Source organism: Geodermatophilus sp. SYSU D00742 (genome assembly GCF_054049935.1).
In genome coordinates this window covers 23,827-48,121 of sequence record NZ_JBJGYJ010000033.1, presented here as the reverse complement: position 1 = coordinate 48,121, position 24,295 = coordinate 23,827, and the positions used below count along the sequence as shown (strand labels likewise).

21 protein-coding genes are annotated in these 24,295 nt (G+C 76.6%); 9 read left to right on the top strand and 12 right to left on the bottom strand.

Annotated features, from left to right (window positions below; all coding sequences use genetic code 11):
* Window positions 1-25 precede the first annotated feature (25 nt).
* The 6 genes from ACI78V_RS18865 (at window position 26) to ACI78V_RS18840 (ending at window position 6,723) form a co-directional block, all read left to right on the top strand.
* Window positions 26-1,267: an LLM class flavin-dependent oxidoreductase gene (locus tag ACI78V_RS18865; protein WP_456853509.1), complete on the top strand. Its 1,242-nt coding sequence runs from the start codon at window positions 26-28 to the stop codon at window positions 1,265-1,267.
* A gap of 118 nt (window positions 1,268-1,385) precedes the next feature.
* A complete protein-coding gene (fabG, locus tag ACI78V_RS18860; protein ID WP_456853507.1) occupies window positions 1,386-2,147 on the top strand; it encodes a 3-oxoacyl-ACP reductase FabG in 762 nt (253 codons plus the stop codon).
* Between the two features lie 118 nt (window positions 2,148-2,265).
* On the top strand, window positions 2,266-3,450 hold the full coding sequence (locus tag ACI78V_RS18855; RefSeq protein ID WP_456853505.1) for a thiolase family protein: 1,185 nt from the start codon (window positions 2,266-2,268) through the stop codon (window positions 3,448-3,450).
* Between the two features lie 47 nt (window positions 3,451-3,497).
* Window positions 3,498-4,712 carry an acyl-CoA dehydrogenase family protein gene (locus ACI78V_RS18850; protein ID WP_456853503.1) on the top strand — a complete coding sequence of 405 codons (1,215 nt, stop codon included), beginning with the start codon at window positions 3,498-3,500 and terminating at the stop codon, window positions 4,710-4,712.
* Window positions 4,709-5,734 carry a phosphotransferase family protein gene (locus ACI78V_RS18845; RefSeq protein ID WP_456853502.1) on the top strand — a complete coding sequence of 342 codons (1,026 nt, stop codon included), beginning with the start codon at window positions 4,709-4,711 and terminating at the stop codon, window positions 5,732-5,734. The genes ACI78V_RS18850 and ACI78V_RS18845 overlap by 4 nt, the downstream gene beginning before the upstream one ends.
* The gene (locus tag ACI78V_RS18840; protein WP_456853500.1) at window positions 5,731-6,723 is read left to right on the top strand and encodes a helix-turn-helix domain-containing protein; all 993 of its coding nucleotides are present in this window, start codon (window positions 5,731-5,733) and stop codon (window positions 6,721-6,723) included. Before ACI78V_RS18845 ends, ACI78V_RS18840 begins: the two co-directional genes overlap by 4 nt.
* Before the next feature lie 177 nt (window positions 6,724-6,900).
* On the opposite strand, the gene ACI78V_RS18835 is transcribed toward ACI78V_RS18840, so the two are convergent.
* Window positions 6,901-7,935: an alpha/beta fold hydrolase gene (locus tag ACI78V_RS18835; protein WP_456853498.1), complete on the bottom strand. Its 1,035-nt coding sequence runs from the start codon at window positions 7,933-7,935 to the stop codon at window positions 6,901-6,903.
* A gap of 238 nt (window positions 7,936-8,173) precedes the next feature.
* On the opposite strand from ACI78V_RS18835, the gene ACI78V_RS18830 reads away from it, so the two are divergent.
* On the top strand, window positions 8,174-8,626 hold the full coding sequence (locus tag ACI78V_RS18830) for a hypothetical protein (RefSeq protein ID WP_456853496.1): 453 nt from the start codon (window positions 8,174-8,176) through the stop codon (window positions 8,624-8,626).
* Here ACI78V_RS18830 and ACI78V_RS18825 read toward each other — a convergent pair.
* A complete protein-coding gene (locus ACI78V_RS18825) occupies window positions 8,618-9,973 on the bottom strand; it encodes a S8 family peptidase (protein ID WP_456853495.1) in 1,356 nt (451 codons plus the stop codon). The genes ACI78V_RS18830 and ACI78V_RS18825 overlap by 9 nt on opposite strands.
* A gap of 119 nt (window positions 9,974-10,092) precedes the next feature.
* Between ACI78V_RS18825 and ACI78V_RS18820 the strand changes: the two genes are divergently transcribed.
* Complete coding sequence (locus tag ACI78V_RS18820; protein WP_456853493.1) at window positions 10,093-12,765, top strand: CHAT domain-containing protein; 2,673 nt, start codon at window positions 10,093-10,095, stop codon at window positions 12,763-12,765.
* A gap of 9 nt (window positions 12,766-12,774) precedes the next feature.
* Here the strand turns inward: ACI78V_RS18820 and ACI78V_RS18815 are convergent, their stop codons facing one another.
* The 10 genes from ACI78V_RS18815 to ACI78V_RS18770 form a co-directional block, all read right to left on the bottom strand.
* A complete protein-coding gene (locus tag ACI78V_RS18815; RefSeq protein WP_456853492.1) occupies window positions 12,775-13,329 on the bottom strand; it encodes an RNA polymerase sigma factor in 555 nt (184 codons plus the stop codon).
* 114 nt (window positions 13,330-13,443) lie between these two features.
* The gene (locus ACI78V_RS18810) at window positions 13,444-13,650 is read right to left on the bottom strand and encodes a hypothetical protein (RefSeq protein WP_456853490.1); all 207 of its coding nucleotides are present in this window, start codon (window positions 13,648-13,650) and stop codon (window positions 13,444-13,446) included.
* 36 nt (window positions 13,651-13,686) lie between these two features.
* Window positions 13,687-15,276 (bottom strand): substrate-binding domain-containing protein, encoded by a 1,590-nt coding sequence (locus ACI78V_RS18805; RefSeq protein WP_456853488.1) that lies wholly within the window; start codon window positions 15,274-15,276, stop codon window positions 13,687-13,689.
* A 129-nt stretch (window positions 15,277-15,405) separates the two neighbouring features.
* Window positions 15,406-15,912, bottom strand: a complete 507-nt coding sequence (locus ACI78V_RS18800; protein ID WP_456853486.1) for a class I SAM-dependent methyltransferase — start codon at window positions 15,910-15,912, stop codon at window positions 15,406-15,408.
* Between the two features lie 3 nt (window positions 15,913-15,915).
* A complete protein-coding gene (locus ACI78V_RS18795; RefSeq protein WP_456853485.1) occupies window positions 15,916-16,908 on the bottom strand; it encodes a phosphatidylglycerol lysyltransferase domain-containing protein in 993 nt (330 codons plus the stop codon).
* 37 nt (window positions 16,909-16,945) lie between these two features.
* On the bottom strand, window positions 16,946-17,455 hold the full coding sequence (locus ACI78V_RS18790) for a hypothetical protein (RefSeq protein ID WP_456853483.1): 510 nt from the start codon (window positions 17,453-17,455) through the stop codon (window positions 16,946-16,948).
* 21 nt (window positions 17,456-17,476) lie between these two features.
* Window positions 17,477-18,631, bottom strand: coding sequence for a hypothetical protein (locus ACI78V_RS18785; protein WP_456853481.1), 1,155 nt, complete (start codon window positions 18,629-18,631; stop codon window positions 17,477-17,479).
* Window positions 18,628-19,131 carry a type II toxin-antitoxin system RatA family toxin gene (locus tag ACI78V_RS18780; RefSeq protein ID WP_456853479.1) on the bottom strand — a complete coding sequence of 168 codons (504 nt, stop codon included), beginning with the start codon at window positions 19,129-19,131 and terminating at the stop codon, window positions 18,628-18,630. The genes ACI78V_RS18785 and ACI78V_RS18780 overlap by 4 nt, the downstream gene beginning before the upstream one ends.
* Before the next feature lie 51 nt (window positions 19,132-19,182).
* Window positions 19,183-20,427, bottom strand: coding sequence for an aspartate aminotransferase family protein (locus tag ACI78V_RS18775; protein WP_456853477.1), 1,245 nt, complete (start codon window positions 20,425-20,427; stop codon window positions 19,183-19,185).
* Entirely contained in the window at window positions 20,427-21,455 is a 1,029-nt protein-coding gene (locus tag ACI78V_RS18770) for an SDR family oxidoreductase (protein WP_456853476.1), read from the bottom strand. Before ACI78V_RS18770 ends, ACI78V_RS18775 begins: the two co-directional genes overlap by 1 nt.
* A 246-nt stretch (window positions 21,456-21,701) precedes the next feature.
* Between ACI78V_RS18770 and ACI78V_RS18765 the strand changes: the two genes are divergently transcribed.
* Entirely contained in the window at window positions 21,702-24,026 is a 2,325-nt protein-coding gene (locus tag ACI78V_RS18765; protein WP_456853474.1) for an MMPL family transporter, read from the top strand.
* Window positions 24,027-24,295 lie beyond the last annotated feature (269 nt).

Sequence of the window (24,295 nt, the reverse complement as noted above, 5' to 3'; positions counted from 1 at the left end):
ACCCGGCCAGGGAGAGGACACCGCGATGAAGTTCCACTGGTTCGCGCAGGAGTACTACACGAAGCTCCCCCAGGACTACGGCGACGTGAACCGGAGCTCCTGGGTGACCGCGCCCATCTCCGTCGCCGACCCCACCCAGGTCGGCGAGGACTACCACATGTACATCCGGCTGATGCAGCAGGCCGACGGGCTGGGCTGGGACTCGCTGCTGCTCAACGAGCACCACCAGACGTCGTTGGCCATGACGCCGTCGCCCAACCTGATCGCCAGCATCCTCGCGGCGACCACGGAGAACGCGGCGATCGCGCTGTGCGGCAACTCCCTGGCGCTGTACAACCCGCCGATCCGGGTCGCCGAGGAGATCGCGATGCTCGACTGCCTCTCCGGCGGCCGGATCATCGCCGGCATCGTCTTCGGTACCCCGATGGACACCGCGTTCGCCTACGGCGTCCCGCCGATCGAGCTGCGCGAGCGCTTCCACGAGGCGCGCGACCTGATCACCCGCGCGTGGCAGGCCGAGGAGCCGTTCGCCTTCAACGGCAAGTACACGCAGCTGCGGTACGTCAACACCTGGCCGCGGCCGATCCAGCAGGACATCCCGGTCTGGATCCCCGGCAGCGGCAGCCCGGAGACCTGGGACGTCGTCAACGCCCTGGACTACTGCTACGGCTACCTGTCCTTCTCGGGGAAGCAGAGCGCCGAGCCCATCGTGAAGGGGTTCTGGGACTACACCGAGAGCCAGGGGGCGAACATGAACCCCAACCGCATGGCCTTCACCCAGGTGATCTGCTGCGCCGACACCGACGAGGAGGCCGAGCGGCAGTACTCCGAGGCGGTCAAGTACTTCTACCGGCAGAACCCGACCGCCATCGAGTTCGCGACCCCGCCCGGGTACAACACCCCGGCGTCGATCCGGAGCACCCTCGAACGGGCGAAGGTGATCAGCAACGAGGAGCGGCTCAAGGCCGCGCGCGGCGAGCTCAGCTTCTGGGAGTACGACGAGCTGGGCTACATCATCGCCGGCACCCCGGAGCGGGTCGCGCAGCGCGTGCGGGCGCTGGCGACCGACCTGCGGATCGGCCAGCTGATCACCTGCATGCACGTCGGCAACCTCCCCGAGGAGGTGGCCGCGGAGAACAACCGGCTGTTCGGCACCGAGGTCATGCCGCAGCTGCGGGACCTCTGGGCCGACCAGGAGGACCGCTGGACGCCGAAGGTCTCCCAGGAGCGGGTGGCCGCGAAGTTCGGCAGCGGGCTGCCGCAGTAGGCGGCTACGCCGGTCCCGGCCGACGTCGGTGGCCGGACGACGCCGCGTGCGTCGTCCGGCCACCCGGCCGGGCCCCGGCGGATGACGGGTCAGCGGGACGAGGAGCGGAGTGAGGACGATGAGCGGCGGCAACGGACGGACGGCAGTGGTGACGGGCGCGGCCCGCGGGATCGGGGCGGCCGTGGCCCGGCGGCTGGCCGAGGACGGGTTCGCCGTCGGCGTGCTGGACCTCGACGAGCGCGGTGCCAAGGAGACCGCGGAGGCCATCGTGGGTGCCGGCGGGCGGGCGTTCGCCGCCGCCGTCGACGTGGCCGACCCCGAGGCGGTCGCCTCCGCCGTCGAGCAGGTGGCCACCGAACTGGGCCCACCGACGGTGCTGGTCAACAACGCCGGGGTGACCCGCGACAACCTGCTGTTCAAGATGACCGAGGCGGACTGGGACACCGTGATGGACGTGCACCTGCGCGGTGCGTTCCTGATGACCCGCGCGGTGCAGAAGCACATGATCGAGGCCGGGTGGGGCCGCGTGGTGTGCCTGTCGAGCATCTCGGCGCTGGGCAACCGCGGCCAGGCCAACTACTCGGCGGCGAAGGCCGGCCTGCAGGGCTTCACCAAGACCCTCGCCATCGAGCTGGGCAAGTTCGGTGTCACCGCCAACGCGATCGCGCCGGGCTTCATCGAGACGGAGATGACCCGGGCCACCGCCGAGCGGGTGGGCGTCCCGTTCGACGAGTTCATGGCCGCCGCGGCCGCGGAGATCCCCGTGCGGCGGGTCGGACAGCCCGAGGACATCGCGCACGTGGTGTCCTTCCTCACGAGCGAGGGCGCGGGCTTCGTGTCCGGGCAGGTCGTCTACGTCGCGGGCGGGCCGCGCACCTGAGCACCGCGTCCGGCCGGCACGGGGGCAGCCGGCGGCGGGTGCTCCACGCGGTGGACCGACGCTCCCGGAGCGCGCCCCGCGTACCTGGGTCAGAGATCTCGGAAGAAGAAGGACGGACATGTCGGACAACAGTCGGATCGTCGTGCTGGGCGGCGCCCGGACCCCGGTGGGCAGCTTCGGCGGCGCACTGAAGGACGTGCCGGCGCACGAGCTGGGCGCCACGGCCGCCCGGGCCGCGCTCGAGCGCACCTCGGTGGCCCCCGCGGAGGTGGACGAGGTCGTCATGGGCTGCATCGGCCAGGTCGGCGCCGACGCCTACAACGCCCGGCGGGTGGCGCTGGCCGCGGGGCTGCCGGCCCGGACCCCCGCGCACACGGTGAACCGGCTGTGCGGCTCGGGCCTGCAGGCGGTCTGGTCGGCGGCGATGCAGATCCGCTGGGGCGCGGCCGGGATCGCCCTGGCCGGCGGGGACGAGTCGATGTCGCGGATGCCGTTCTACGACTTCGGCGCCCGCAACGGCTGGCGCCTGGGCGACCGCACCCTCGTCGACGGCACGGTCATGATGCTCACCGACCCGTTCCACGACATCCACATGGGCGTCACCGCGGAGCGGGTCGCCGACAAGTACGGCATCAGCCGCGCCGAGCAGGACGAGTTCGCCCTCGAGTCGCAGCGCCGCGCCGCGACGGCCGAGGCGAAGGCGGCGTTCGACGAGGAGATCGTGCCGGTGTCGGTCGGCGGACGCCGGCCGACCACCGTCGCCGTCGACGAGCACCCCAAGCCCGGCACCACGCTCGAGGCGCTGGCGGAGCTGCGGCCGGCGTTCGAGAAGGGCGGCACGGTCACGGCGGGCAACGCGTCGGGCATCAACGACGGTGGAGCCGCCCTGGTGCTCACCACCGAGGAGATCGCCCGCGAGCGGGGGGCGACCGGGCTGGTCGCCCTGGAGGCGGTCACCACCGCCGCGCTGGAGCCGGAGCTCATGGGCTACGCCCCGGTGCTCGCGCTCCAGGCGCTGTTCGAGCAGACCGGCACCACCCCGGCCGACATCGGCACCGCCGAGCTCAACGAGGCCTTCGCCGCCCAGGCCGTGGCCTGCATCCGTGATGCCGGCCTGGACCCCGAGCGCACCAACCCCTACGGCGGGGCCATCGCCCTGGGCCACCCGGTGGGCGCGACGGGCGCGATCCTGACCCTGCGCGTGGTGCAGGACATGCTCCGCCGCGACCTCGAGCTCGGCGTCGCCTCCATGTGCATCGGCGGCGGCCAGGCACTGGCCGCTCTCTTCCGCCGCATCGGCTGACCGCGCCGCCGGCACCGCCCTCCGCCCCGACCCGAGGAGAACTCGTCGTGACCACCCTGACGCCGGTGTCCGCCGGCACCGAGCCCGACGTCGCCGACCTGGTGGCGCGTACGCGGGAGTTCGTGCGCGAGGTGGTCCTGCCGGTGGAGGACCGGTTCGACGGCGACGTGACGGCCGCCGGCGGGGACGACCTGCGCCGCGAGCTGCAGGACGGCGCCCGGCGGCGAGGGCTGCTGGCGCCGCACGCGCCGGTGGACGTCGGCGGGCTGGGGCTGTCGATGGTGCAGCGGGCGCGGGTGTTCGAGGCGGCGGGGTACTCGGTGTTCGGCGGGCTGGCGATCAACGCCGCGGCGCCGGACGAGGGCAACGTGCACCTGCTGGCCCACGTCGCGACGCCGGCGCAGCGGGCGGAGTTCCTGGCCCCGCTGGCGGCCGGGGAGGTGCGCTCGGCGTTCGCGATGACCGAGCCGGCACCCGGGGCGGGCTCGGACCCGGCGGCGCTGGCCACGACGGCGACGCGGGTGGCGGGCGGCTGGCGGATCGACGGGCGCAAGACGTTCATCACCGGCGCCGACGGGGCCGGCTTCTTCATCATCATGGCCCGCACCAGCGGCTCCCCGGGGGAGCGCGGCGGCGGCACGATGTTCCTCGCGCCGGCCGGCACCCCGGGCATCGAGGTGGGCCGGCACGTGCCCACGATGGACCGCTCGATGGTCGGAGGGCACTGCGACGTGGTCTTCGACGGGCTGGTCGTCGGTGACGACGCGGTGCTCGGCGAGGTCGACCAGGGCTTCGCCAACGCCCAGGTCCGGCTGGGTCCGGCGCGCATGACCCACGTCATGAGATGGCTGGGCGCGGCCGTGCGGGCCCACGAGGTGGCGGTGGAGCACGCCGCGGCCCGCCGCGGCTTCGGCAGCGCCATCGCCGACCTGGGCCTGGCGCAGCAGCTGATCGCCGACAACGAGATCGACCTGGCCGCCACGCGGGCGCTGCTGGACGTGGCGTGCGCGGCGCTGGACGCCGGGTCGTCGGCGGGCCAGGAGACCTCCATCGCCAAGGCCTTCGGTGGGGAGGCGATCGGACGGGTGGTGGACCGGGCGATGCAGCTGTGCGGCGGGCTGGGGGTGTCGGCGGACCTGCCGATCGCCCGCATCGCCCGCGAGGTGCGGCCGTTCCGGGTCTACGACGGCCCCTCGGAGGTGCACCGGTTCGCCATCGCCAAGCGCGCGGTCAAGGCCGCCCGGGCGCGGTCCTTGGCATGACCGGCACCCGGCTCCCGGGCCTGGACCTGGACGCGCTGCACGCCCACCTCGTCGCCCGCGGGGTCGAGCCGGCCGGACCGCTGCAGGGCGAGCTGATCGCGGGCGGCCGGTCCAACCTGACCTTCGCGGTGACCGACGGCGCCTCCCGGTGGGTGGTGCGCCGCCCGCCGCTGGCCGGCCTCACCGCGTCAGCCCACGACATGGCCCGGGAGTTCCGGGTCACCAGCGCGCTGGAGGGCACGACGGTGCCGGTCGCCCGGCCGGTCAGCCTGTGCGAGGACGAGGCGGTGCTCGGCGCGCCCTTCACCGTCGTCGAGTGGGTGGACGGCGTGGTGGTCCGCGACCGGGACGAGCTCGCCGCCCTGTCCGACGACGCCGTCCGCCGGACCACCGCGGGGCTGGTCGAGGTGCTCGTGGCGCTGCACGCGGTCGACGTCGAGGCCGTGGGACTGACGGGCTTCGGCCGGCCGGAGGGCTTCCTCACCCGCCAGGTGGCGCTGTGGCGCCGCCAGTGGGAGCAGGTCCACACCCGTGAGTTCCCGGACCTCGAGCGGCTGCACGCGCTGCTCGCCGACCGGGTCCCGGCGTCGTCGGAGGTCGCCGTCGTGCACGGGGACTACCGGATCGACAACGCCATCCTCGACCGCGCCGACCCCGCGACGGTCCGTGCCGTCGTCGACTGGGAGCTGTCCACCCTCGGCGACCCGCTGACCGACGTGGCGCTCATGTGCGTGTACCGCCACCCGGCGCTGGACGTGGTCCTCGGCATCCCCGCGGCGTGGACCAGCCCCCGGCTGCCCTCGCCCGACGCGCTGGCCGAGACCTACGCCCGCGGCTCCGGTCGCGACCTCGGCGACTGGCCGTTCTACCTGGGCCTGGCCCACCTCAAGCTCGCGGTCATCGCCGAGGGCATCGCCCACCGGGCCCACGCCGGCGCCGACGCCGGCCGGGACGCCCGCCGCGCGGCCGAGGCCGTGCCCGACCTGGTCGCCGCCGGGCTCGCCGCCCTCGGCCGGGCATGACCGGCGCGCTGGCGCCGCCCCCCACGTACCGGGCGGCCGCGATCCGGGAGGGCCGGCGGAGGGCAGTCCCGCGGACCGCGCCGGGCGCAGCGGGGCAGGTGGGGGGTGACTGCCCTCGGACCCTGACCGAGGCGCGGGCGGCGGTCGGGCTCACCGCGGGCGGGCTGGCCCGGGCGCTGCTGGTGAGCCGGCCGACCGTGTCCGCGTGGGAGAAGGGGGTCCGCCGGCCCGTGCGTGGTCACTGGCCGGCACTCGGCGCCCTCCTGGCACTGCCCCCCGAGGGGGTCGACGCCCTGTTCGCCGACCACCCCCCGGCCCGGCTCGACGGCGAACCGCTGCCGTCACTGGCGGTGGTCCGCCGGCGGGCCGGCCTGACCGGCCGCGCGCTGGCGCGCCTGGTGGCGGTGGCGCCCACGACCCTGTCGATGTGGGAGACCGCCGGCGTCCGGGTGCCCTCCGGTGTCGCAGCCGAGCTGGCCCGGGTCCTGGACACCGACGTGCGGACCCTCGCGGCGCGACCCGCGCAGCGCCCGGCCGGCGACGATGCCCGGCCGCTGCGCCGGCTGCGCCGGGAGTCCGGCATGTCGCAGCGGGAGGCGGCGGCGCACCTGCGGATCGCCCTGGGGACGCTGGCGCGGTACGAGGCGGGACAGCGGCGTCCCCCCGTCGCCGTGGCCCGGCGCATGGCCGTCGTGTACCGGCGGACGACCGGCGAGGTGTTCGGCGCCTGCGGCATCGACGTGCCGCCGCTCCCGCAGGGCGGACCGTGGCGACCGCCGGACGTGCCCGCGGGCATCCGGGCGGCCCGCGCCGCCGCCGGGCTCACCCGGGCCGCGCTGGGACGCGCCGTGGGGCGGTCGGGCCAGACCGTCCGCGCCTGGGAGACCGGGCACCGGAGCCCCCGGCCGGAGACGTGCTGTCGGCTGGAGGCGGTCCTCGGCCTCCCGGCCGGGACGCTCCCGTCCGGACCCCCGCGGGGGACCAGCTGACCGATCCGTGCCCCGGCGCCCCGGCGCCCGTGCACGGAAGCCGCCGCCGGACCGTCCGGCGAGCCGACGACGAGGGGAGTGGGCTGTGCACACGACGCCCTGCGACCACGGCAACCACACGTTCTGCACCCACGAGTGCTCGTGCACCTGTCACGACGGGGACGACTGACGCGGACCTCACGCCGGGCGGCCGAGCAGCTCCCGGAGGGTGTCGTCGACGAAGCGGTTGTCGGCGGCGTTCATGCCGAGACCGGCGAAGTGCCCCCAGATGGTGTCGATGACCCGCACCTCGCCCCGCTCGATGAACTGCGAGGCCCACTGCTCGTCCTCCGGCGGGAAGTACAGGTCGGTCCGGGCCGGCATGGCGATCAGCGGGCAGCGGATCGAGCGCAGCGCGGCCTCGGTGTCGCCGTCGAACCCCGGCGTCTTGCCGACGTCGCCGTTCTCCCAGGTCCACAGCATCGCGAGCAGGTTGTTGGGGTCGCGGTCGTCGAGCCAGAAGCCCTCCCAGAAGCCGACCAGGAAGTCCTCCAGGGAGGAGTAGCCCATCTCCCGGTAGGTGCGCTGCCAGTAGAACGCCTGGGACAGGCCCCAGCCCGCGTAGATGCGGGCGAAGGCGCGCAGCCCGGCGGTGGGCAGCGCGTCGGGCGCGTAGTGGCCGCCCTTGAACGCCGGGTCGAGGGTCAGCGTCGCGCGCAGGCTCTTGAGGAACACCTGGTTGTGCTCGCTGGTGCGGCTCGAGCCGACGATCGGCGCCGCGCGCTTGACCATCTCGGGGTGGCTGACCGCCCACTGGTACGTCTGCCCGGCCCCCATCGACGAACCCACCACCAGCTCGACGGACTCGATGCCCCACTTCTGCGTGAGCAGGCGGTGCTGGGCCTCCACCTGGTCGTAGAACGTCACGGCCGGGAAGTGCGGCCCGTCGAAGGGGGGTGGCGTGTTGCTGGGGGAGCTGGACAGGCCGTTGTTGAGCTGGTTCGGCACGACGATGAAGTACCGCCCGGGGTCGCAGGCCGTGCCCGGGGCGAACGACCACTCGTTGGCGTCGTGCCACGCGCTGAACCAGGTGGGGTGGACGATCACGTTCGACCGGTCGTCGTCGAGCGTGCCGTAGGTCTTGTAGGCCAGCGTGGCACCCCGCAGGGTCGCGCCGCTCTGGAGCGGGAGGTCCCCGAGGTCGAACAGCTCGTGGTCGGTCGGCGCGGGCACAGCGGCTCCTCCCTCGTGAGGGGGTGCCAGCCTGCTCGCCCGGGTCCGCCGACCGCAAGGCCCGGAAACCGGTTGAGGGAACTCCCGGGATCGTGTATCCCGGCGGCCTCCCGCGGGTCCGTATCGAGACAGGCCGGAGGAGGAGCGGCCGGGGCCGGCCCGGCGCGATCTGGTGGTCCGGCGGGTGGGGGTGGACGATGCACGGCAGACCCGACGAGGCGGAGGGAGGTGACCCCCGATGACGACGCCCGGTCCGGACGAGGACGACCGGCTCCTGGACCTGCTGGGTCAGGCGGTCCGGTCGGTCGGACCGATCACCCCCGCGATGCTCGCCGCCGGCGAGGCGGCCTGGTCCTGGCGCACCGTGGACGCCGAGCTCGCCGCCCTGACCCACGACTCGCGGGCCGGCGACGCGGCACTGGTCCGCAGCGCGGCCGCGGTACCGCGCACCCTCGTCTTCGAGGGCGGTCAACTGGCCGTGGAGCTGAGCGTGACCGAGGAGGGCCTGGTCGGTCAGCTCGTCCCGCCGGCCGAGGGTGAGGTGACCCTGCTGAGCCGGGACGGCGTCCTGGACCACACCACCGTGGACGAGGTGGGCTGCTTCACCTTCGAGCAACCCGCCGGAGGAGAGGTCCAGCTGCGCTGCGGGACCTCCTCCGGCGTCCTGCGGACCGAGTGGTTCTCACTGTGAGGCGCTCTGCGCGCTCTCGGGCGGACTGACCGGGCCGAGCAGCGGCAGGAACCGCGGCACCCGGCGCGGCCTGCTCTCCTGGGCCTGGACCGGCTCGTCGGGGAACTCGGCCAGCAGCGCCTCCCACGCGGCGCGCGCGGTCGTGCGTCCGGGCACGATCCGGGCCGCGATCGCCCCGCTCACCAGCGCCGCCGCGAACGAGCTACCGCTCCACCTGGCGAACCCGTCGAACTCCGTGACGGTGTCGGTCTCCAGGGTGAGGTCGACCCGCACGGGGCCGTGCAGGTAGGTGGAGTCGACGTCCACCCCGTCGGCCAGCACGTCGATCCACGGCGCCTGTCGCGGGGTGAACCCGGCCTCGGCGCCGCGGGAATCGGCGGCGCCGACCGCGATGACGTCGTCCAGGGCCGCCGGCCAGGCCGGCTTGCGCAGGTCCTGCTCCGTGAGGTCGTCGAGCTTCCCCCGCATGCTCCCGTGGTTGCCGGCGGCGGCCACCACCACGATCTCCGGGTCCAGCCGGTCGATCGCGGCGGCGAGGGCGAGGGGCGGCTGGCCGTCCTCGGTGTAGCAGACCATCGACAGGTTGAGGACGTCGACACCGGCCCGGCCCAGCTCCACGATCGCATTGGCCACGGCCCACGACTCGGCCTCCCCGTCCTCTGGGGAGAGGATCTGCCGGGCCTCGATCATGCAGCCGGGCGCCATCCGGAGGACCAGGCCGGTGACGAAGGTGCCGTGCCCGGCGATCGCCGGGTACGCCCGGCCCTCCCGCAGCGTGGGGAGGACGTCCCGCGGGGAGCCGATCCAGCGTCCCGTGAGCCAGTCGTGCTCGGAGACCGAGGTGTCCAGCACCCCGACCCGGGTGCCGAGCCCGGGCCGGGCCACCCGCAGGTCGGGCGTCCAGGTCGACATCTCCGGGTCCGAGCCGCCGCCGTGGGAGATGTGCCCGCCACCCTGCACGTTGCCGACCAGCCGGTTCTTGCCGATGGTCGGCGTCCACTCCGCGTACTCGTCGGCGAAGTGGCGCCGCAACCCGTGCAGGACGCGGTCCATCGGGCTGGCCGACGGCGTCGCCGCAGGTGCCTGCTGCGCGGCCGTCGCCTGCGTGCCCGCCTTCCCGGCGAGCGCGCGCTCCACCTGGTCGGCCGCTTCCTCGTCGGTGCCCTCGAGGCGCACCAGTGCCAGGCCGAGGTCCCTGCTGCGTTCGATCGACCGGATGGGCACGCCGAGCCGGTTCTGCAGCGTCCCCGCGACCACGTCGACGTGCTCCAGGGCGACGACGAGCTCCGGGTAGTAGTAGGCGTTGCGGGGGCCCCGCCGTTCCTCGGGCCGGGTGTTGCCGTCCACCGGTCCCCCCTCCGTGGGCGCGCTGAGTGCGGCGAGTGTGGCGCTCCGTGGCGCCGGCGAGAACCGCACGGGCCGTTGGACCCGTTGACTCGCCCGGGTGGGGAGCGGACCGTCGTCGCGTGGGTTCCGTGCGTGACCTCCCGGACCGGCCGCCGCCCGCTCCCGAGCTGGAGGTCACCGCGGTCCGCGCGATGGAGGTCGCCAGCCTGCGGCCCGGGGAGGCGCGGGCGCTCGGGTCCTCGGTCGTGGGCCCGGCCCGCGAGCACGGCGCGTGGTCGGCCCTGAGCATCGCCGAACGGGCACTGGGCGTGGCCGCCATGAACCTCAGCGAGATCGACCGGGCGGTGACCCACCTGCGGACCGCCGTCGCGGCGGGACGCCGGGCCCGGTCGCGCACCCGGGTGGGGGAGGCGCGGATGAGCCTCGCCTCGGCGCTCACGCTGCGGGGCCAGACGGGCAAGGCGTTCCGCGAGATCGACGCGGCGGTGCGGGACCTCGACGGCGTCCAGGCCGCCCGCGCGCGCGTCCAGCGGGCGGCGATCCTGCAGGAGCTCGGCCGGTACGACGCCGCGCTGGAGGAGCTGCGCCGGACACTGCCGGTCCTCCGGCAGGCCGGCGAGGCGCAGTGGGCGGCCCGCGCGCTGAACAACCGGAGCCTGATCCACCTGGGACGACGCGCCTTCGGCGCCGCGGAGGCCGACCTGCTCGACGCGCGGCGGCTGTGCCAGGACCACCAGCTCGACCTGCTGGTCGCCTACGCCGAGCAGAACCTCGGCTGTGTCAAGGCCACCCGCGGCGACGTCCCGGCCTGCCTGCGGCACTTCGACGCGGCGGAGGAGCACTACGCGCGGCACGACGTCGTCGAGCCGTCGCTGCTGGTGGACCGGGCCCAGGTGCTGCTGTCGGTGCGCCTGCTCGACGAGGCGCGGGAGACCGCCGAGGCCGCCGTCGCCGCCTGCGAGCGGCACGGGCGCGGCGTCCACCTGCCCGAGGCGCAGTTGCTGCTGTCGACGGTGGCCCTGGTGCAGGGCGCCACGGCGACGGCGGCGGCGAGCGCGGACGCCGCGGTCCGCGGGTTCCGCCGCCTCGGCCGCGCCGACTCCCTCGCCCTCGCCCGGTTCGCCCGGTTCCAGGCCCAGGTGGCCGCCGACCCCGGAGGGGTCGGCCCGGAACGGGCGGCCCAGCTGGCCGAGGAGCTGGAGGCCGCGGGCTGGCGGGTCCCGGCCCTGGAGGCGCGGGTCCTGGCCGGGCGGATGGCCCTGGAGCAGGGCCGCCGCCCGGTGGCCCGGCGGCACCTGCAGACCGCCAGCCGCGCCCGGCACGCCGGCCCCGCCGACGCGCGCGCCCGCGCCTGGCTGGCGGAGGCGCTGCTCCGCCGCGCCGACGGGCGCCGCGCCGCCGCCCTGTCGGCGCTGCGGGCCGGGCTGCGGATCGTCGAGGACCACCAGGCCACCCTCGGGGCGACGGAGCTGCGGGCGCACGTCAGCCTGCAGCGCGGCGCCATCGCCCGGACCGGGCTGCGGATGGCCCTGGAGGACCGGGACCCGCGGCGGGTGCTGTGGTGGGCCGAGCGCGGACGGGCCAGCGCCCTGCGGCTGCGGCCGGCCCAGCCGCCGGAGCACCCGGAGCTCGCCCGCGACCTGGCCGACCTGCGCTCGACGATGGCCGAGATCGAGGAGGCCCGCGCCGAGGGCCGGCCGGACGAGCCGCTGGTCGCCCACCAGGTGGTGCTCGAGCGCCGCATCCGCGACCGCTGCCGGACGCTCGAGGCCGGGGAGGGCGCGCCCCGCCGGCTCCGGTCCGCGGCGGAGCTGACCGGGCCCCTCGGGGACGCCGCGCTGGTGGAGTACGTGGAGTCGGAGGGCGACCTGCACGCGGTGACCGTCGTCGGGAGCAGGGTGCGCCTGCACCCCCTCGGTCGGGCCGACGCCGTCCGGCAGGCGCTGACCCACGTGCCGTTCGCGCTGCACCGGCTGGCCGCGCCGCGGGCCGGGCCGGCCGGCCGGGAGGCGGCCGCGGTGGCCGTGCTGGAGCGGGCGGCCGCCGTCCACGACGAGCTGCTGCTGCGTCCGCTGCGGGCCGACGTCGGGGACCGGCCGCTGGTCGTGGTGCCGACCGGCCCCCTGCAGTCGCTGCCGTGGTCGGTGCTGCCGTCCTGCCGCGGCCGGCCGGTGACGGTCAGCCCGTCGGCGACGATGTGGCACCAGGCGGTCACCCGCCCGCGACCGGCGGCCGACGCCGCGGTCGTCGTCGTGGCGGGGCCCGGCCTGCCGGGCGCGTCGCTGGAGGCCGCGACGATCGGGCAGCTCTACCCCGGGGCCACGGTGCTGTCCGGCCCGGCGGCGACCGCGGCGGGGCTCGTGGCCTGCACCGACGGCGCGGCCATGCTGCACCTGGCCGCGCACGGCAACGTCCGCTCCGACAACGCGCTGTTCTCCGCGCTGGCCCTGGCCGACGGACCGCTCACCGTGTACGAGCTGGAGCGCCTGGCCCGCCCGCCGTTCTCCGTCGTCCTGGCCGCCTGCGACACCGGACGGCCGCACATCGTCGCCGGTGAGGAGGTCCTCGGCTTCGGCGCCGCCCTGCTCGGGGGCGGCACCGCCACGCTGGTCGCCCCGGTGGTCCCGGTGCCCGACGCCGCGACGGTGCCGCTGATGCGCGCCTACCACCAGGGGCTGCGGGCCGGGCGGTCGCCGGCGGAGGCGCTCGCCGACGCCCAGGTGGGTCTGGACCCCGCGGACACCGCCGGCCGGGCCGCCGCCGCCGCGTTCGTCTGCCTCGGGGCCGGCTGAGCGCGCCGGTCAGGCGTCGAGCAGCGCCTGCACCGCCTGCGAGGCGCGGATGCGGGCCAGCGCGCGGGCCCGGGTGGGGCCGATGCTGCCCACCGGCAGGCCGAGGCGCCGGCTGATCTCCTCGTAGGGCAGCGGTGGGTCCTCGATGAGCAGCAGCAGCAGCGACCGCTGCCGGTCGGGGAGCTCGGCCAGGGCCAGGAGCAGCGTCTGGTGGCGTTCCAGCGCGAGCAGGTCGGTGTCGACCGGGGGCTCGCCGCTGCCCTCGGGCCACCCCTCCTCGCCGAGGTCGGCGGGGGTGGTCTGGCGGTTGCGCCGGATCACGTGCAGGCACTCGTTGCGCGCCGTGGTGAGGATCCAGCCCGGCAGGGCCGCGGGCTCCCGCACGCTGGCGAGGTTCTCGACCAGCCGCAGCCACACCGTCTGCACCACGTCGTCGGCGTCGCTGCCCAGCCGGTACCGGCGGACGACCGACAGCACCAGCGGCGTGTACCGCTCGACCAGGGCGTTCCAGGCGGCGGAGTCACCGGCGACCGCGGCCGCCACCAGCTGGGGTACCGGGTTCACGTCTCCGTCGGGGTCCAACGGTCCACCCCCTCTCGACCGGGGCTGACGGTGCGGGCCAGCGTAGCGGCGGGGACGCCCGCGGGAGGAGCGCGCGGGAGGCCGCCGTCCGGCACCTCAGGCGGCCGCGGACCCGCGGGCGCCGCCGGTGTGCGACCCGGCCTCGAGGCTGCGCAGCAGCGCGGCCCGCTCGGCCTCGGCCCGCGCCAGCTCCACCTGGATGTCGTGGACGACGTCGGTGAGGACGTCGAGGTGCTCCAGCTTCTCCCGGAGGGTCAGGTGGGCGAAGGACTCGGAGGTGGCCGTGGTCAGCAGGTCGGTCATCGGGGTCCTCGATCCGGGTGGAGGGGTGGGGTGTGTTCAGCAGTTCGGACGGCACAGCCGCCGGCCGACCGCGTCGAGCAGGATCTGGCCGATCCCGGCGGGGTCCTGCGATGCGTAGGCCGCGCCCCCGGTCGCCGCGGCGATCTCGCTGAGCGCCGCGAGGTCCCCGTCGGGGCCGTAGGCGATGGCGAAGACCGGCACGGGGCGGGCCGGGTCGGCCTCGGTGCGCAGGGTGTCCAGCAGCTGGGGCAGGCCGATCCCGTCGGGGTCGTCGTTGCGGCCGTCGGTGAGCAGGAGGACGGCGCTGACCCGCTCCGGGTCCCAGTCCGCGCGCATGCTGCGGACCGCGGCCAGCGTGGTGTCGTACAGGCCGGTGCCGCCGGCGGGGTCGGGGCGGACGGCGGCCAGCGCGTCGGCCATCGCCTGCAGGCCGGTGGTGCCGTCGGGGCGCGGGCCCAGTGGCCCCACGTCCACCAGGCCGACGTGGTCGCTGCCGTTGGGCAGGCCGGTGGTGAAGATCCACAGCCCGGCGGCGCTGTCGGGGGGCAGGGCCTGCAGTCCCCGGAGGGTCGCGGCCTTGGTGACGTCGAGGCGGGAGCCGCCGGTGCCGGGCACCGGTGAGGCCATGGAGCCGGAGACGTCGAACACGGCCAGCAGGCGGGAGGGCCGGTGCAGGACGGCGAACTGCTCGACCACCTCGGCCACGACGGCCGGCTCGGGGGTCGGCGGTGCGGCGGCCCCGGGGCCGCCGGAGGCCGCCCGGAAGCCGCGGTCGGCGAGGAGCTGCTGGCCCTCCTCGCTGCGCAGCGCGTCGAGCAGCCGGGTGGCCGTGGCCTTCTCGCCCGCCTCGTCGGCGAGCACGGCGTACGGGAAGTCCAGCTGCACCGCGTCGGGGCCCAGCGGCACCGCGACGGTCGGCGGTTCGGCGCCGGAGGTCCGCAGCGCCTGCTCCGGCACCGGCACGGCGGTGTCGCCGGCGGCCCCGGCGAGGAGCGCGGCGGCGTCCGGCGGGAGGTCGGGCGCGGCGGACCGCAGCAGCCTCGTGAGCACCGCGTGCTCCTCGGCGCGGCCGGCGACGAGGGCGCGGACGGCCAGGGTCACGGCCACGGTCTCCGCCGACCGCCGCGGGTCCGCCAGGGCCAGGGGCACGGGCCCGTGCGCGGGTGTGCCGAGCACGAGCGCGCCGAGGTCGGGGCCGTCGCCGGCGGCGAGCAGCTCGGCGGCGCCCGCGGGCACGGCCAGCACGACGGGGCTGCGCGCCACCGACGGGGCGGCGTCCGGCACGGCGTCGGCCCCGGCGCGGGCCAGCCAGATCGAGGAGTCGGGGATCCACACGTCGGGGGAGTCCGCCGGGCCCGACAGCGTCTCGGCGACGTCGGCGGGCTCCCCGGCGGTGACCGCCACCGAGCACGAGCCCACCCCGACCGCCGTCACGACCTCACCGACGGCGGGGGCGAGCTCGGGGGCGACGACGACCTCGAGGGGCCGGTCGCCGGTGGGGCAGGCGTCCCCGCCCGCGACGACGGCGACGGCGCCTCCGGTGGCGGCGAGGACGGTGAGGGCGACCGCGGCGCGCCGGGCGCGGCGCGGCAGGGACCGGCGGGGCCGGACGAGGGTGGTCTGCACGGCGGGTCGACCTCCGGAGGGCGCGTGGGCCTGCTCCAGCCCGGTGCCGGCCGACGTGCCCGGCCACCGGTGGGCTGTACCTGCTCGGAGCCGGTGGCGGGCCCGGTGATACGGGTGGGAGGAGCGGTCTCAGCCCTTCGTGCCCCAGGCGCACAGCCGGCCGCGCCACCGGCCCGGGTGCACCACCCAGTCGACGTCACGGAACCCCGCCGCGGACAGCAGCGCGGCGACCTCGGCCCCGCACCCGCCGCCCGCCCGCACGGCGACCGCCACCCGCCCCGCCGGGCGCAGCACCCGGTACGCCTCGCGGAGGCGGTGCAGCCGGTCGGGGCCGGGGAGCAGGTCGACGAGGCACACCCGGTCGAAGGACGCGTCGGCCTCGGGCGGGTCCACGGCGTCACCGCAGCCGATCCGGACCCGCCCGTCCCGCAGGGCGCGCCGGTGCCGCCGGGCGGCCCGCCGCACCCGCTGCGGGGAGGGGTCCAGGCCGACCACCTCGGAGAGGAAGGCGGCCGCGCTCAGCCGGCCGAGCGTGGCGCCGCTCGCGCAGCCCAGGCCGAGCACGCGGTCGTCGGGCCGGACCCGCAGGTGCGGGATCGTCCAGCGGGCCAGCCGCGCCGGGCTCCGGGAGGCCACGGCTCAGACCGCGTTGGTGAGGCGGGCCAGCGCCCAGACCGCGCCGGGCGTCACGCGGCCCTGGAAGGCGACGTACTCGGGCTGCACGACGTCGGGGGCCCACTTGGCCTTGTAGGCGGCCTGGTCGGCGGCGGGGTAGAGCCACGCGCCGTGCTCGGCCAGCAGCCGCACGGTCCGCCGGGCGAGCGGGCTGCCGGCGGCCGGGACGCGGTGTTCCTCGGCCAGCCCGGTGAAGGGGGTCAGCCCCAGGTGCAGCCAGCCGGCGCCCTCCGCGCGCACCCGCTCGAGGGCGGTGACGGTGAGCAGCTCGGAGACCCCCGGCGGCGCGTCGGGACGGCGGCGCGGGAGGTCGTGCAGCCAGCCCGCGTGCCGGCCGTACACCGGCGAGAGGCTCAGGTCGCCGACGACCTCCCCGCCGACCTCGGCCACGAACAACCGCCGGTGGACGTCGGCCGGGCCACCGCGTTCCCCGACCAGGAACTCCAGCCGCCGGGCGTGCGGCCCCTTGGCCCGCAGCCAGCGCTCCTCCAGCTCCGCCAGCGCGGTCGTCAGTCGGGCGTCCCCGGCCTGCCCGGGGCCGACCTCGCGCACGGTCACCCCCGCCCGCCGGGCGCGCGAGACCTTGTTGCGCAGCTTGACGAACCGGCCACCGCGCGGCGCCCAGCCGGGCAGGGAGAGGGCGGAGTCGACGCCGAACTGCTCGACCCGGAACCCGCGGCGCACGTAGCGGTCCACGTCGGCGGCGAGCAGCTGGACGGCGACGACCCGGCGCCCCTCGGCCCGGGCACGGGCGAGGAAGGCGTCGAGCAGCCGGTCGGCGTCGGCCTCGGGGCCGACCACCCCGGTGAGCTGCACGACGTGGCGCCTCCCGGCCGGCCGCGAGGCGATCAGCCCGTCGACTCCGGGGAGGCGGAAGAGGTGGACCCCGCGGTTGAGCGCGTAGAACGCCGAGGGGTGGTGGGCGTGCCGCTGCAGCACGCCGATGACCTCGTCCACCGTCGGCTGCGCCCCGGGGCCGGTGGCGGGGGCCGCGTCAGCCGGCGGCCGCGAGCCGGGCGGAGGGCGGTGCGGGGCGGTCGTCGGCGCCGGGGCCGGCACCTGCGGCAGAACGCTCATAGTCCCTCCGGAACGAGGCGTAGGCGGGGTGGGTCCGGGGCTCGAAGGCCACCCCGAACGGCTTCGGGAAGTTGCCGAACAGGGCCCGGTCGCCGCACAGGTGCAGGGGGAGGGCCAGCAGCGCCCACTCCGGACCGGCCAGCAGCGCCCACGCGCCGGCGATCGCGCCGGCGGTCAGGAAGCTGTGCATCGTGTCGTAGAGGACGTAGTACCGGCGCGGCACGGCACCGGTGCGGCGGCGCCAGGCCAGGTGTCCGGGCAGGTAGCCGACGACGTCGACGACCGCGAACAGGGCCCCGAAGGCCCACCACCGCACCTCGTCCAGGTGCAGCGCGAGCAGGACCGCGCAGGCCACCAGGGCCGCGCCGTACTCGGCGCGCAGCAGCCGGAAGGTGGCCGGCGTGCAGAAGGGGTTGTGCGCGTCCACGGTCGTCCTCCCCGGGTGCGGTCAGAACCGGAAGGAGCCGCCGGCGAACCAGGCGTCCATGGCGTCGGCCACGGCGGCCGCCGACGGTGGGTGGAAGGCCAGCGGGCGGGCGGCGGCCAGCAGCAGGGCGGCGTCGGGGGAGCCGAGGAAGGCGGTGCCACCGAGCAGCCCGGCCGCCTCGCCGGCGACCCGGTTGACCGTCCGCTCGGCCGAGTGGCGCACGGCCAGGACCCGGGCCAGCCGGTCGTCGTCGGACCGGCCGCACCCCGTCGCCGGTCCCTCCTCGTCGAGCACCGCGGCCAGCCGCTCCAGCGCCGCCATCACGGTGTCGAGGTCGCCCAGCAGGGCCGCGCGCTCCCGGGCCGACCCCCGGCCGGCGCTCACCGCCCGCTCCACGAGGGCCGAGGCGGTGCCGACGTAGGAGGCGGTGACCAGCAGCTCGAACCACACGAAGCCGCGGGTCTGCACGGCCTGGGTGTGCGGCCCCTCGGCGGGGGTGAAGACCAGCTGGTCGTCGACGAACACGTCCTCGAGCGCCACCTCGTCGCTCTCCGCGCCGGCGAGCACGGGGCTGGCCCAGAACGGCCGGCGGGTGATGCCGGGGCTGGTCGCCGGCACCAGCACGACCGCGAGGTGGCCCGGGCCGGGGCGGGCCGGGTCGCGCACGGCCACGCTCGCGCTGAGCACGTCCATCGACCAGGTGAGGCTGCACGGGCGCTTCACGCCGGTGACCCGCAGCCCGCCGTCCGCCGGGACCGCGCTCATGGCCGGGTCGAGGATGTGCCGGCCGGGCCGGCCCTCGGCGAACCCCGACGCCATGAGCCAGCGGTTCTCCGCCAGGGCCTGCAGCACCGCCCACTCCAGCCCCTCGGAGACGGCGTTGAGCTCGGCGAGGGAGGCGGTGGAGAAGTGGTGCATCGTGGTCGCCACGGCCAGCGACGGTGAGCGCGCCCCCACGGCCCGCTGGACCCGCACCGCCTCGACGGCACCGACCCCGGCGCCGCCGTGCTCGCGCGGCACCAGCAGGCCGGGGCCACCGGCGGCGCGGAACAGCGCCGGGCCCGGGCCGCTCGCGCTCTCCAGCTCGGCGAGCGGGACCTCGCTCAGCTGCGCGTCCAGGCCGGGCAGGTGGGCGTCGAGGACGTCGCGCTCGGTGCGGAACAGGTCGCTGCTCATCGGGCTCCCTCGGCGGTCGCGGCGAGACCGGGCGCTGCGGCGGGGACGGCGTCGTGGCAGGCCAGCACCCGGACGGCGGGGCCGAACAGCCCGGTGAGGATGGACGTGGTGTTCTCCGCCAGCGCGCGGACGGCGATCGGCTCCAGGACGTCGGCCAGCGTGGGGATGCCGAGGTCGACCTCCGCGGTGAAGGTGATCCGGCAGCCGCCGTCGCCGGGCCGGCACCGCCAGCTGCCCCGGAAGACGTCGACGTCCCCCTCGAGCTGGACGAAGGAGATCCGCCGCCCCGGGTCGTCGAAGGTGTCCTGCTCGGTCCAGCGCAGCACGCCGTTGCGGAAGTCGGCCTCCCACCGGGAGACGGCGGCGTCGCCGTCGACGTCGGTCACCGTGACCGTGCGGACGGCGGGGCAGTGCGCCGGGTAGGCGGCGAAGTCGCGGAGCCGCCGATAGGCCGCGTCCGCGGGGACGGGGACGTGCGCGGTCAGGGTCACGCTGCGCATGGGGGCCTCGATGTCGGTGCGGAGCGGGCGGGGGGAGGTGCGGCGGGCCGGTCAGGCCGCGGCGCGGTGGCTGCGGGCGAGGTCGCGGGCGGCGGCGGTCAGCGCCTCCTGCAGCCGGGCGACGTCGCCGGGTTCGAGCACCGCCGGGGGCGTGAGCCGCAGGACGGTGTGGGTGTTGAGCGAGTACGAGGTGATGACCCGGTGCTGCAGGAGCGCCATCATCAGCTCGGCCGCCAGGTCGGGCGTGACGCAGTCGATCCCGATGAGCAGGCCCTCCCCCCGGACCTCGCGGACCAGGCCGGGGCAGCCGGCCGCCAGGATCTCATGCGTGGCGGCCAGCAGCGTGCGGCCCAGCTCGGCGGCGCGGTCGACCAGCCCCTCGTCGGCGATCGTCCGCACCGTCTCCGCGGCGGCCACCGCGGCCAGCGGGTTGCCGGCGTAGGTGGAGGAGTGCAGCAGCGGGTCGGCGTCGAGCGGGGCGAAGACCTCGCCCGTGGCCAGCACGGCCCCGACCGGGACCACCCCGCCGCTGAGCACCTTGCCGGCCAGGACGACGTCCGGGCGGACCTGCTCGGCGTCGACGCCCCACCAGCGGCCGAGCCGGCCCAGCCCGGTCTGGACCTCGTCCACGAGGAGCAGCGCGCCGTGCGCGGTGCAGGCCGCGCGGACCGCCCGCAGGTACCCCGGCGGCGGCAGCACCACCCCGGCCTCGCCCTGCACCGGCTCGAGCAGCACGGCGGTGCGCCGCCCGTCCGTCGCGAGGGCGGCCTCGAGCGCGGCGACGTCCCCGAAGGGGACGAACTCCACGTCGGGCAGCAGCGGGGCGAACGGGGCGCGGTACTGGACCCGGCCGGTGACGCTGAGCGCGCCGAGGGTCTTGCCGTGGAACCCGCCGAGTGCGGCGACGACGCGGGTGCACCCGCCCAGGCGGGCCAGCTTGAGCGCCAGCTCGGTCGCCTCGGCGCCGGAGTTGGTGAGGAAGACGTGGTCCAGCCCGGGCGGGGCCACCCCGGCCAGGGTCGCGGCCGCGTCGGCCAGCGGCGGGCTGGGCAGCAGGCGGGTGGCCAGCGGGTGGGTGTCCAGCTGTCGGCGGACGGCCGAGACGATCCGCGGGTGGCGGTGGCCGAGGAGGAAGACGGCGTAGCCGCCGCAGTCCAGGTAGCCGGTGCCGTGCTCGTCGTACACCCACGCCCCGGCGGAGGAGACCTCCAGCGGGCTGCCCAGCAGCTGCGCCAGCGCGGCCAGCGACCGGTTGACGTGCCGCCGGTAGAGCGAGAGCACCTCGTCGCGCTGCATCAGGCCGCCTCCTCCGTGTCGGCGCCGGCCAGCCCCGTCGTCCGCAGCCAGTAGGCGAAGCTCGCCCGCAGCGCGGTCCGGGGGTCCGGCAGCGGGCGGGCGCCGCGCGCGGCCAGCTCGGGCAGCGAGCTGGGCATCGCCTCGCCGGCCGACAGGTAGGCGGTGAAGACGTCGAGCAGGCGGGTGACCGTGCGGGCGACGTCCTCGGGCAGGGCGTCGAGGAACACCGGCGCGATCAGCCGGTCGAACAGCTCCGGCGGCACGAACCGGGGCGGTGGCACCGGCCGTCCGAGCCGGGCGGCGGTCTCGACGAGGGTGTCGACCGCCGCGCGCAGCGTCAGGGCCCGGGGGCCGCTGGTCAGCCACACCTCGCCGCCCACGTGTCCCTGCTCGACGAGGGTCGCGATGCCGTCGGCGACGACGTCGCGCGGGACGACGTCCAGCCACCAGTCCGGGTCGAACGGGATGATGGGCACCAGCCCGCGGACGATGGCCTCGGCGACGTGGTGCACCCCCTGGAAGGCCGTGGCCTCGCCGGTGTCGGCGTCCCCGATGACGACCGACGGGCGCACGATCGTGTGCCGCAGCCCGCTGGTCGCGACCAGCTCGTCGCCCGCTCGCTTGGTGGCCGCGTACCGCACGGCGGCCCGCCCCCGCTCGGTGTCGGTGCGGGCGTGCACGAACGCGGTGCTGACGTGGACCAGCGGGGCGTCGGCGGCGGCGGCGAGCTCCAGCGCGTGCCGGGTGCCCTCGACGTTGGTGCGGGTCAGGTCCTCGCCCGCGCCGGTGAAGCCGGTCACCGCGGCGGCGTGCACCACCACGTCGACGCGGCCGGCGAGCGCCCGCCACGCCGCCTCGTCCAGCCCGAAGCGGGGGCGGGCGACGTCCCCGCGGACCGGGACGACGCCCGGGCCGGCCACCGGCGTCCGGTGGGTCACCGCCAGCACCGGGCCGCGCAGCCGGCGCAGCAGCCCGCGGCCGACCAGGCCGGAGGCGCCGGTGAGCAGCACGACCGGGGACGGGTCCATGGGTCCTCCTGGGCAGCGTCGGCCGGGCCGCGGTGGGGCGCCGGTGGGTGGTGTCCACACCGCAGAGCGCCGGCCCGCCCGGCAGATACACCGCCGGCACGGGCACCGGGTCCCGGCGCTCCCCGCCCCCTCCGCGGGCCCGGCCGCGGAGGTGCACGCGCTCTTCCCCGGGGAGTCGCGTCCGCGGTATCTGCGCGGCCCGGTCCGGTCTCCGTCCACCGGAGAACCGGCGGGAAGAGGTGGGCGATGCTCGAGTCCCTGGCACGTCGGGTGGCGCGGCGGCCGTGGGTGGTCCTGACCGTGGCGCCGCTGGTGCTGCTGATCGGTGCGGTGTGCGCGCTGGGCGTCTTCGACCGGCTGGCCACCGGCGGGTGGCACGCCGCCGACGACGAGGCCACCCGGGCCGCCCGGCTGGTGGAGACCGCGTTCGAGCAGGGGCCGGCGAACCTCGTGCTGCTGGTGGCCGCCGACGGGGGAGTGGACTCGCCGGCCGCGGTGGCGGCCGGTGGGGAGCTGACCGCGCGGCTCGCGGCCGAACCGGGGGTCACGGCGGTCGTGTCCTACTGGTCCCCGGGGCGTCCGGACCCGCTCCGGGCCGAGGACGGCGGGTCCGCGCTGGTCCTGGCCCGGCTGGCCGGCGACGCGGAGGCGGTCGGCGAACGCGCGGCCGAGCTGGGCGACGACTACTCGACCGGTGGCACCCCCGGGGACGACGGGCTCGCCGTCCGGGTGGGCGGTCAGCCGGCGGCGATGCAGGAGCTGGTCGAGCAGAGCGAGCGCGACCTGCGGCGCAGCGAGCTGGCGGCCAGCCCGGCGGTCCTGCTGTGCCTGCTCGTCGTGTTCGGTGGCGCGGTGGCCGCGGCCCTGCCCATCGGCGCGGGGCTGCTCGCGGTGCTGGGCACCCTCGGCGTGCTCACCGCGCTGTCCACGGTCACCGACGTCTCGGTCTTCGCCCTCAACATCACCACCGCGCTCGGCTTCGGCCTCGCCGTCGACTACGGGCTGTTCGTCGTCACCCGGTTCCGCGAGGAGCTCGACGCCGGGCGGGCCGTGCCCGACGCCGTCGTCGCCACCGTGGCGACCGCCGGCAGGACGGTGCTCGTCTCCGCGCTCACCGTGGCGGTGTCGCTGGCGTCGCTGCTGGTCTTCCCCATGTACTACCTGCGCTCGTTCGCCTACGGCGGCATCGCCGTGGTGGGCCTGGCGGCCGCGGCGGCGGTCGTGGTCCTGCCCGCCGTGCTGCTGCTGCTGGGCCGCCGGGTCGACGCGTGGTCGCTGCGCCGGCCGCCGCGGGGACGGCACGCCCGTCCGCGACGCTCCGCCGGCGGCGTCCGCGCGGGCCACGGGGCCTGGCACCGGGTCGCCCGGTTCGTGATGCGCCGGCCGGCTCCCGTCGCGCTGGCGGTCACCGGCGTGCTCGTCGTGCTCGGGCTGCCCTTCGCGGGCGCGTCCTTCGACCTGCCCGACGACCGTCGCCTCCCGGTGGGCAGCGAGCCGCACGTCGTGGCCGAGGCGCTGCGCCACGAGTTCCCCGCGGTGCCCGTGCAGCCGGTGTTCGCCGTCGTGCCGGAGTCGGGCGTCCCGGTCCTCGAGCGTGCCCCCGAGCTTGGGGCCTACGCGGCCGCGCTGTCCGACGTCCCGGGCGTGGACCGGGTCGAGACGGTCACCGGCGTCTACGTCGACGGGGCGCGGGTGGGGGACGCGCCCGGCGCGGGGCGCTTCGTCGGGGAGGACGGCGAGGCCGTCTGGCTGTCGGTCGGGACGGCGGCCGGCGGGCCCACGGAGGAGGGGCGGCGGCTGGTCGAGGACCTGCGGGAGGTCCGGTCGCCCTTCGAGGTGCTCGTCGGCGGGGACGCCGCCCAGCTGGTCGACACCGAGCACAGCCTGGTGGAGCGGCTCCCGCTGGCCGCGGCGATCGTCGGCCTGAGCACGCTGGTCCTGCTGTTCCTGTTCACCGGCAGCGTCCTGCTGCCGCTCAAGGCCGTGGTGCTGAACCTGCTGAGCCTCACCGCCGCGTTCGGCGTGATGGTGTGGGGCTTCCAGGACGGCCACCTGCGCGGCGTCGTGGGGGACTTCCAGGTGACCGGCACGCTCGACCTGATGACGCCGATCCTGATGTTCTGCATCGCCTTCGGCCTGTCGATGGACTACGAGGTCTTCCTCCTGTCCCGCATCAAGGAGGAGTTCGAGCTCACCGGCGACAACGAGCAGTCGGTGGCGCTCGGCCTGCAGCGCACCGGGGGGATCATCACCTCGGCCGCGGCGATCGTGATCGTCGTCCTCGCCGCGCTGGCCACCTCCGGGCTGGCCGTGCTCAAGCTGCTCGGCGTGGGGCTGGCCCTGGCGGTACTGGTGGACGCCACGCTCGTCCGCGCCCTGCTGGTGCCGGCCTTCATGCGGCTGGCCGGGTCGGCGAACTGGTGGGCGCCGCCGTTGCTGCGCCGGGTGCACGAGCGCTGGGGGTTCAGCGAGGGGGCGCCGCCCGCGGGTCCCGGGGCGCCGGGGGCGGAGGAGCGGGTGCGGCCGGAGCCGGCCGAGCCGGCGGTGGCGGTGGCGCCCGCAGGGGGCTGAGCCCGCGACGGCTCAGCAGGCCGGGGTCCGACGCAGGGACGGGCCCCGGCCTCGGGCCGTCCGTGTGCGCCCGCTCCTCGCGGGAGGACCGCATGCGGGCCGCACGCACCATCGCCGACCCCCGGTGACCGGGACCGCGCCGCGGCGTGCGGGCCGGCTCCGGGACCGCCGTGTGCCGACGGCCGGCCGGCGCCGGTCCCCGTCCGTGGCACACGGGAACGGCCGGTGCGGGCCCCGGGGTCGGGCCCGCACCGGCCGTCGTCGTCCGG

Coding starts and splice junctions, on each gene's coding strand:
- ACI78V_RS18865 (WP_456853509.1), top strand. CDS start 26: ATGAAGTTCCACTGGTTCGCGCAGGAGTACTACACGAAGCTCCCCCAG.
- fabG (WP_456853507.1), top strand. CDS start 1,386: ATGAGCGGCGGCAACGGACGGACGGCAGTGGTGACGGGCGCGGCCCGC.
- ACI78V_RS18855 (WP_456853505.1), top strand. CDS start 2,266: ATGTCGGACAACAGTCGGATCGTCGTGCTGGGCGGCGCCCGGACCCCG.
- ACI78V_RS18845 (WP_456853502.1), top strand. CDS start 4,709: ATGACCGGCACCCGGCTCCCGGGCCTGGACCTGGACGCGCTGCACGCC.
- ACI78V_RS18840 (WP_456853500.1), top strand. CDS start 5,731: ATGACCGGCGCGCTGGCGCCGCCCCCCACGTACCGGGCGGCCGCGATC.
- ACI78V_RS18830 (WP_456853496.1), top strand. CDS start 8,174: ATGACGACGCCCGGTCCGGACGAGGACGACCGGCTCCTGGACCTGCTG.
- ACI78V_RS18810 (WP_456853490.1), bottom strand. CDS start 13,650: ATGACCGACCTGCTGACCACGGCCACCTCCGAGTCCTTCGCCCACCTG.
- ACI78V_RS18785 (WP_456853481.1), bottom strand. CDS start 18,631: ATGAGCAGCGACCTGTTCCGCACCGAGCGCGACGTCCTCGACGCCCAC.
- ACI78V_RS18780 (WP_456853479.1), bottom strand. CDS start 19,131: ATGCGCAGCGTGACCCTGACCGCGCACGTCCCCGTCCCCGCGGACGCG.
- ACI78V_RS18775 (WP_456853477.1), bottom strand. CDS start 20,427: ATGCAGCGCGACGAGGTGCTCTCGCTCTACCGGCGGCACGTCAACCGG.
- ACI78V_RS18770 (WP_456853476.1), bottom strand. CDS start 21,455: ATGGACCCGTCCCCGGTCGTGCTGCTCACCGGCGCCTCCGGCCTGGTC.
- ACI78V_RS18765 (WP_456853474.1), top strand. CDS start 21,702: ATGCTCGAGTCCCTGGCACGTCGGGTGGCGCGGCGGCCGTGGGTGGTC.